General features: G+C 71.5%; 7 protein-coding genes. 3 read left to right on the top strand and 4 right to left on the bottom strand.

Annotation, left to right across the window (positions count from 1 at the left end; genetic code table 11):
* Positions 1 to 39 precede the first annotated feature (39 nt).
* Both GUY60_RS30660 and GUY60_RS30655 read right to left on the bottom strand, forming a co-directional pair.
* Positions 40 to 309, bottom strand: a complete 270-nt coding sequence (locus GUY60_RS30660; RefSeq protein WP_161703712.1) for an ATP-binding protein — start codon at positions 307 to 309, stop codon at positions 40 to 42.
* A gap of 145 nt (positions 310 to 454) precedes the next feature.
* On the bottom strand, positions 455 to 1,615 hold the full coding sequence (locus GUY60_RS30655) for an adenosine deaminase (RefSeq protein WP_161703710.1): 1,161 nt from the start codon (positions 1,613 to 1,615) through the stop codon (positions 455 to 457).
* Between the two features lie 136 nt (positions 1,616 to 1,751).
* Between GUY60_RS30655 and GUY60_RS30650 the strand changes: the two genes are divergently transcribed.
* A complete protein-coding gene (locus GUY60_RS30650; RefSeq protein WP_161703708.1) occupies positions 1,752 to 2,510 on the top strand; it encodes an alpha/beta hydrolase in 759 nt (252 codons plus the stop codon).
* 179 nt (positions 2,511 to 2,689) lie between these two features.
* Here GUY60_RS30650 and GUY60_RS30645 read toward each other — a convergent pair whose 3' ends face one another.
* Positions 2,690 to 3,673, bottom strand: a complete 984-nt coding sequence (locus GUY60_RS30645; RefSeq protein ID WP_161703706.1) for a LysR family transcriptional regulator — start codon at positions 3,671 to 3,673, stop codon at positions 2,690 to 2,692.
* A gap of 62 nt (positions 3,674 to 3,735) precedes the next feature.
* Here GUY60_RS30645 and GUY60_RS30640 point away from each other — a divergent pair, with 62 nt between their 5' ends.
* Together GUY60_RS30640 and GUY60_RS30635 are read left to right on the top strand one after the other, a co-directional pair.
* Positions 3,736 to 5,070 carry an MFS transporter gene (locus GUY60_RS30640; RefSeq protein WP_161703704.1) on the top strand — a complete coding sequence of 445 codons (1,335 nt, stop codon included), beginning with the start codon at positions 3,736 to 3,738 and terminating at the stop codon, positions 5,068 to 5,070.
* A 167-nt stretch (positions 5,071 to 5,237) separates the two neighbouring features.
* The gene (locus GUY60_RS30635; protein WP_161703701.1) at positions 5,238 to 6,272 is read left to right on the top strand and encodes a sigma-70 family RNA polymerase sigma factor; all 1,035 of its coding nucleotides are present in this window, start codon (positions 5,238 to 5,240) and stop codon (positions 6,270 to 6,272) included.
* 296 nt (positions 6,273 to 6,568) lie between these two features.
* Here the strand turns inward: GUY60_RS30635 and GUY60_RS30625 are convergent, their stop codons facing one another.
* The gene (locus GUY60_RS30625; protein ID WP_161703697.1) at positions 6,569 to 7,846 is read right to left on the bottom strand and encodes a thymidine phosphorylase; all 1,278 of its coding nucleotides are present in this window, start codon (positions 7,844 to 7,846) and stop codon (positions 6,569 to 6,571) included.
* Positions 7,847 to 7,864: the final 18 nt, after the last annotated feature.

Raw genomic sequence — 7,864 nt, 5'->3', positions numbered from 1 at the left:
GAAGACCGGTGCGCACCCCGCCGCTCGCTGGAGGCGGGATCAGCCGCCGACGGGCAGCCCCTGGACCGGCAGGCCCTTACCGACGGGCAGGCCGCCGATCAGGCCGGAGACCGGGTCGCTGCCGTCGGTCGGCAGCGCGGCGGGCAGCGTCTTCGTGGCCTGCTCGGGGAGGGCGGAGGTCACGGTGCCGACGGTCGCGGCGGCGTCGGGCAGAGCCGGGGCCACAGCCGACGCGCTGCCCGCACCGGCAGCGGCGAAAGCGGCACCGAGCGCGGCGACACCGAGGGACTTGGCGGCAGAGTGCTTCATGGTGAATACGTCCTTGCGAAGGGGACTTGCTGACTTGCTTGAGCGGTCCCGCAAGCTATCCACGGCCCGTACGCGCCCGCAAATACCGAAACGCAAGGAAAAAGGGCCGAGAAGATACTTCCCGGCCCTTTTCCAAACCCTTGACTCAGTGCGCTGCCGCGACAGAACCGCTGGTCGAAGCGGTCTGCTGGAACAGCCACTCGGATTTCAGCTCGGCATATCCGGGCTTGATCACGTCATTGATCATGGCCAGTCGTTCATCGAAAGGAATGAACGCTGATTTCATCGCATTGACTGTGAACCACTGCATGTCGTCGAGCGTGTAACCGAATGCGTCGACCAGGTGCTCGAACTCGCGGGTCATGCTGGTGCCGGACATCAGGCGGTTGTCCGTGTTGACCGTGGCCCGGAAGTGCAGCCGACGAAGCAGCCCGATGGGGTGCTCGGCGTACGAGGTGGCCGCGCCCGTCTGCAGGTTGGAGGTCGGGCACATCTCCAGCGGGATGCGCTTGTCGCGTACGTAGCTGGCGAGGCGGCCGAGCTTCACCGAGCCGTCCTCGGCGACCTCGATGTCGTCGATGATCCGCACGCCGTGGCCGAGCCGGTCGGCGCCGCACCACTGCAGGGCCTGCCAGATCGACGGCAGGCCGAAGGCCTCGCCCGCGTGGATGGTGAAGTGGTTGTTCTCCCGCTTGAGGTACTCGAACGCGTCGAGGTGCCGGGTGGGCGGGAAGCCGGCCTCGGCGCCCGCGATGTCGAAGCCGACCACTCCGCTCTCGGGGCCGCGGTAGCGGTTGGCGAGTTCGGCGATCTCCAGGGCGCGGGCCGCGTGCCGCATCGCGGTGAGCAGGGCGCCCACGCGGATGCGGTGGCCGTTCGCCTTCGCGCGCCGCTCGCCCTCGCGGAAGCCGTCGTTCACCGCCTCGACGACCTCTTCGAGGCTGAGGCCGCGCTCCAGGTGCTGTTCCGGGGCGTACCGGATCTCGGCGTACACGACGCCGTCCTCGGCCAGGTCCTCGGCACACTCGGCGGCGACCCGGAAGAGGGCCTCCTTCGTCTGCATGACGGCGCAGGTGTGGGCGAACGTCTCCAGGTACCGGGGCAGCGAACCGGAGTCCGCGGCCTCGCGGAACCAGATGCCGAGCTTGTCGGCCTCGGTCTCGGGCAGCGCTTCGTACCCCACCTCGCGGGCCAGGTCGATGATCGTGCCGGGGCGCAGCCCGCCGTCGAGGTGGTCGTGCAGCAGCACCTTGGGGGCCCGGCGGATCTGCTCCGGGGCCGGTGCGGAAGTGATCTGGCTCATCATCTCGGCACTCTAACGCCTACGCGCGTAGATGTCTGCGGTTGTACACATCCCGAGATGCAACCGCGACAGGGGTCGATACCCAACGGTGACCGGTACGCCGGGTTCCGTACATCTGGGCTTCTGAGAGTGTTCTGTCATGGCGCAGCAAGCAACACCCGTACGCAGCACCCGACTTGGCCGCCTCATCGGCGCGGAGAACGCCGCCGTGAGCGGGGTCGTCCTGCTGCTGCCCGGCGGCGACGAGGTCTCCGCGCGGCGCACCTCTCCCCTGGCCACGGCGGCCGCCCGCGCCCTGGGCCGGCGCCTGGTGCGCGCCGGGCGGACGGAGGGCCTGGTCGGGCATGTCGTGCATTACCGGCAGCGCGGCTGGAACGGCACCGACGCGCTGCTCGCCCATGACGCGCGGTGGGCCGCGGAGGAGGTCGTACGGCGCTACGGGGACGTGCCCGTCTGCCTGGCCGGCATCGACATGGGGGGCCGGGCGGCGCTGCACGCCGCGGGGCACCCGGCCGTCAACTCCGTGCTCGCGCTCGCCCCTTGGCTGCCGGAGGACGACATGGCGGTGGCGCCCGAACCGGTGAAGCAGCTCGGGGGGCGGCGGGTGTTGATCGTGCACGGCACGAACGACGAGCGCACCGATCCTGAGTTGTCGTTCCGGTACGCGGAGCGGGTGAAGAAGGCGAATCGGGACACGTGCCGGTTCGAGGTGCACTCCGACGGGCACGGGTTGCATCAGCATCGGGCCGAGGTGGCCGCGCTCTCCGTGGACTTCGTCCTCGGCGCCCTCTTCGAGCGGGCCTTCTCCCGGCCCGTCACCGACGCGTTCGCGGCTCCGCCGCCGTTGGGGTTGCGGATGCCGTTGGCTTCGGGGTTCGGGCGGTCGCTGCGCGGCTGATCTTCCCCAGTCCCGCCCCTTCCCGTAACTGGGGCTCCGCCCCAGGCCCCGCTCCTCAATCGCCGGAGGGGCTAATAGATAGCCCCTCCGGCGATTGAGGAGGCCCGTCCGGCGAGGACTTTCGGGAAGGGGCGGGGAGGGGAAGAAGCCGCCCGCAGGGCAGCCGCACCGGTACCCCCCTACGCCAGCAGCCGCCCCCGGCGTCCCAGCAGGAACTGGCGGAACGCCGTCACCGGGGGCGGCTCCGGGGAGTCGCGGAGCCAGGCCACGCCGATCTCGCGTACCGCTCGCGGCGCCGTCACCGTGAGTTCGACAACTCCCGGGCGGGCGAAGGCCGGTGGAGGCAGGAGGGCCACGCCGAGGCCCGCCGCGACAAGCCCGCGCAGCGTCTCCGCCTCCTCGCCCTCGAACGCGACCCGGGGACGGAACCCCGCCTGCGCGCACAGGTCGTCCGTGATGCGCCGGAGCCCGAAGGGCGCTTCGAGGGTGACGAACGCTTCCTCCGCCGCCTCCGCGAGCCGGACACGCTTGCGCCCGGCCAGGCGGTGGTCCTCGGGGACGACAAGCCGCAGCCGCTGCTCGTCGAGGCGGCGGGCGACCAGGTCGGGCGCGTCCGGCACCGGAGAGGTCAGGCAGAGGTCCAGCTCGCCCGCGCGCATCCGCTCCAGCATCCACTCCCCGTACCCCTGCACCAGCGAGAACCGGATCCGGGGATGGTCGGCGCGGAAGGCGCGGATCAGGGCCGGCACCGTCTCCGTACCCATGGTGTGCAGGAAGCCGAAGGCGACCTTGCCCGCCTCCGGGTCCGCGTCCGCGCGCACCGCCTCCGCCGCCCGCTCCACCTCGCCGAGCGCCCGCTCCACCGAGGCGAGGAACGTACGGCCCGCCGGAGTGAGCGAGAGCGTACGGCCGTGGCGGGCGAACAGGTCGACGCCCAGGTCCTGTTCGAGCCGGACCAGCGCCCGGGACAGCGTCGACTGCGGCACCTGCAGCTCCTGCGCGGCGCGCGTGACGTGCTCGGTGCGGGCGACCCCGGCGAAGTACGCGAGGCGCGGCGCGAGCAGGGCCGGCCAGGAGTCGGGGCTCGATCCGACGGTACGCGCGATGTCTTCTGCGTAACTGTTCTGCGACACCTGCCGCTGTGACCTGCTCTCATGCACCATGGGATCGATTGTCGCCCGTTCATGCATTGGACGCATCAGCCGTGCGTGCCTACTTTCGACGTATGCCACCTGCCAGTAGCGGGGCGTCCGCCCATCCAGCGGTCGCCCTCACCTCAGCGTCTCCTGCTCCTGCTCCCGCTCCCGCCGCCGAGACCGACACACGTCTCGCGCCCGGCGGTCCCGGCTACCGCCGGATGAGCTTCGCCCTGTTCGCCTCGGGGCTCGCCACCTTCGCCCTGCTCTACTCCACGCAGGCCCTGCTCCCCGCGATCTCCGCGGACTTCGGCGTCACCGCCGACACGGCCAGCTGGACCGTCTCCGCCGCGACCGGCGCTCTCGCCCTGTTCGTACTGCCGCTGAGCGCGCTCTCGGAGCGGTTCGGGCGGCGCACGATGATGACCTGGTCCCTGACGGTCGCCGTGCTCGTCGGCCTGCTCGTACCGTTCGCGCCGGACCTCGGCTGGCTGATCGCGCTGCGCGCCGTCCAGGGTGCCGCGCTCGCGGGGCTGCCCGCCTCGGCGATGGCGTACCTGGCGGAGGAGGTACGCCCCAAGGCGCTGATCGCCGCGATCGGCCTGTTCGTGGCGGGCAACTCCATCGGTGGCATGTCAGGCCGGGTCCTGACCGGCTGGGTCGCGCAGGCCTGGGACTGGCGCGCGGCGCTCGCCGCGGTCGGCCTGATGGCCCTGGTGTGCGCGCTCGCCTTCCGGCTCCTGCTGCCCAAGCCCCGCCATTTCAGGGCGGGTTCACTGCGCCCGCGCGTCCTCGCGCGGACCGTGCGCGGGCATCTCTCCAACCCGCTGCTCTGCCGCCTGTACGCGATCGGCGCGCTGTTCATGACGGTCTTCGGCGCCGTGTACACGGTGATCGGCTACCGGCTCGTGGACGCCCCGTTCTCGCTGCCGCAGGGCGTCGTCGGCTCGATCTTCCTGGTCTACCTCGTCGGCACCGTCTCCTCGGCGGCCGCGGGCACCCTCGTGGGCCGGCTCGGGCGGCGCGGCGCGCTGTACCTGGCCGTCGGCACGACCACGGCCGGACTGCTGCTCTCCCTCATGGACAGCCTCGCCGCCGTACTGCTCGGCCTGGTCCTGATCACCGCCGGGTTCTTCGCGGGGCACGCCGTGGCGTCCTCGTCGGTGAGCCGCACGGCGACCGAGGGCCGCGCCCAGGCCTCCGCCCTGTACCAGTCCATGTACTACCTGGGGTCCAGCGTGGGCGGCACCCTCGGCGCCGTCGCCTTCCACTCGGCGGGCTGGGCCGGAACAGTCCTGCTCGGTCTGCTCGCGGTGCTCGGCGTGGTGTCGGTGACGCTGTACGGCTCGCACGCGGCACGTACCGAACGGCGGGTCGCGGGCCGGACCGTGGGCCGGGCCGTCGCGGTGGCGGCCCACCGCTGAGCCCGCGCCGGACCCGCGTCCGACCCGCCCTGTCAAGCCTCAACTACCGCTCCGTACCTGCTTTTCGCTGCTCACAGGCGAGTGTCAGTGGGTTCCTGTAGCTTCCGAAGTACTGGTCGAGGTACCGGTCTGGATGGCCGTACGGAGCGGTGGCTGAGGTGGACCCCATGAGTGATCTGGCAACGACACAGAGCGAACTCGATGCCGGCATGCAGAAGTACCGCACGGAGCTGACGGGCTACTGCTACCGCATGCTCGGCTCCGGCTTCGAGGCCGAGGACGCGGTGCAGGAGACCCTGGTCCGCGCCTGGCGGGCGTACGACCGCTTCGAGGGCCGCTCCTCGCTGCGCTCCTGGCTCTACCGCATCGCGACCAACGTCTGCCTGGACATGCTGAGCGCGGGCAACAAACGCGCCCGCCCCATGGACCTCACCGACCAGGGCCACCAGGCCACGGCCGTGCTCTCCGAGCGCGCCGAGGTGACCTGGCTGGAGCCGGTGCCGGACGGGCGGGTGCTGCCCTCGTCGGCCGACCCCGCGCAGACGGCGCTGGCCCGCGAGTCGGTGCGGCTCGCCTTCATGGCGGCCCTGCAGCACCTGCCCGCCAAGCAGCGCGCCGTACTGATCCTGCGCGAGGTCCTGGCGTGGAAGGCCGCCGAGGTCGCCGAGCTCCTCGGCACCACGGTCGCCTCGGTGAACAGCGCCCTGCAGCGCGCCCGCGCCACCATCGAGGCGCACGGAGTGCGCGAGACGGACCCCTCCGACCCGCTCGACGACGAGCAGCAGAAGCTCCTCGACCGCTACGTCACGGCGTTCGAGGGTTACGACATGAAGGCCCTGGCCGACCTGCTGCACGAGGACGCGGTGCTCTCCATGCCGCCGTACGACCTGTGGCTCAAGGGCGTGCCGGAGATCATCGCCTGGCACACCCACCAGGGTTCGGTCTGCGAGGGCTCACGCCTGGTGCCGACGGTGGCCAACGGCTCCCCCGCCTTCGGGCAGTACCACCCGGTGCCCGGCGGTGGGTACTCACCGTGGGCGCTGCAGGTCATTGAGATCTCCGGGGGCAAGATCGTCGGGCTCAACGCCTTCCTGGACACCAAGCGCTGGTTCCCGATGTTCGGGCTCCCCGAGCATCTCGGGCTCCCCGATCACCTCGGCGGCCTCCCCGAGCATCTCGACGAGGCCGACGAGCAGCAGTAGCTGCCGCAGGCCCGCGCCGGGGTCCCGGATGCGCAGGCTCGCACCCGCGCGGCGGGCGGTGAGGCGCAGTCGGGCGAGGGCTTCCACGGCGGCCAGACCCGGCTCCGCCAGTGCCCCGGCATCACAGATCAACTCGGTGGCCCCGGTGTGTTCGAGCCCGTTCCGCGCCTGCTCGCACAGGCGCGGAACGTCGGCCCTGTCGACCCGGTCACCGAGGGCGACGACAATCGGTCCCTTGGCATTCACACAGGGTGGACCCCGGCGGCCACCGGAACTCATCGCCAGTCGATCGCCTGTCAGACGATGCGGTCCAGGACGATCGGGCGCGGCGCGAAGTCGGTGCCGCCCGGCGCGATGTCGTACGCGGACTCCAGGGACTGCAGGGCGTAGCCGAAGCGGTCCGGGGTGTCGGTGTGCAGGGTGAGCAGCGGGGCGCCCGCGGTCACCTCGTCGCCGGGCTTGGCGTGCAGTTCGACGCCAGCGGCGGCCTGCACCGGGTCCTCCTTGCGGGCCCGGCCCGCGCCGAGCCGCCAGGCGGCGACGCCCACGTCGTACGCGTCGAGGCGGGTCAGGACGCCGCTCGCGGGGGCCGTCACGACGTGCTGTTCGCGGGAGGTGGGCAGGTCCGCGTCCGGGTCGCCGCCCTGCGCGGAGATCATGCGGCGCCATACGTCCATCGCGGAACCGTCCGCGAGGGCCTTCGCCGGGTCGGCGTCCTTCAGGCCCGCCGCGTCCAGCATCTCGCGGGCCAGGGCGAGGGTCAGCTCGATCACGTCGGCGGGGCCGCCACCGGCCAACACCTCGACGGATTCCCGTACTTCGAGGGCGTTGCCCGCGGTCAGGCCGAGCGGGGTCGCCATGTCGGTGAGCAGTGCGACGGTGCGGACGCCGTGGTCGGTGCCCAGGCCGACCATCGTCTCGGCGAGTTCACGCGCGTCCGCCTCGGTCTTCATGAACGCGCCGGAGCCGACCTTCACGTCCAGGACGAGTGAGCCCGTACCCTCGGCGATCTTCTTCGACATGATCGACGAGGCGATCAGCGGGATCGCCTCGACTGTGCCGGTGACGTCGCGCAGCGCGTACAACTTCTTGTCGGCCGGGGCCAGTCCGTCGCCCGCGGCGCAGATCACGGCGCCGGTCGAGTTCAGTACGTCGAGCATCTCCGCGTTGGAGAGCCGGGCCCGCCAGCCCGGGATGGACTCCAGCTTGTCGAGGGTGCCGCCGGTGTGACCGAGCCCGCGACCGCTGAGCTGCGGTACGGCGGCGCCGCAGGCGGCGACGAGGGGGGCGAGGGGGAGGGTGATCTTGTCGCCCACGCCGCCGGTGGAGTGCTTGTCCGCGGTGGGGCGGGAGAGGGTGGAGAAGTCCATCCGCTCACCGGAGTTGATCATTGCTGCGGTCCAGCGGGCGATTTCTGGGCGGGTCATGCCGTTGAGGAGAATCGCCATGGCGAGGGCGGACATCTGCTCGTCTGCGACGGTGCCGCGGGTGTAGGCGTCGATCACCCAGTCGATCTGGTCGTCGGTGAGGGCTTGCTTGTCGCGCTTCGCGCGGATGACGCTGATGACGTCCATGGGTTCACCTTCCAGGTG

Origin of the sequence: Streptomyces boluensis (genome assembly GCF_009908195.1) — a bacterium.
Taxonomy (GTDB): domain Bacteria; phylum Actinomycetota; class Actinomycetes; order Streptomycetales; family Streptomycetaceae; genus Streptomyces; species Streptomyces boluensis.
The sequence above is the reverse complement of the archived record's forward strand: the minus strand, read 5'-3'. Positions and strand labels throughout refer to the sequence as shown.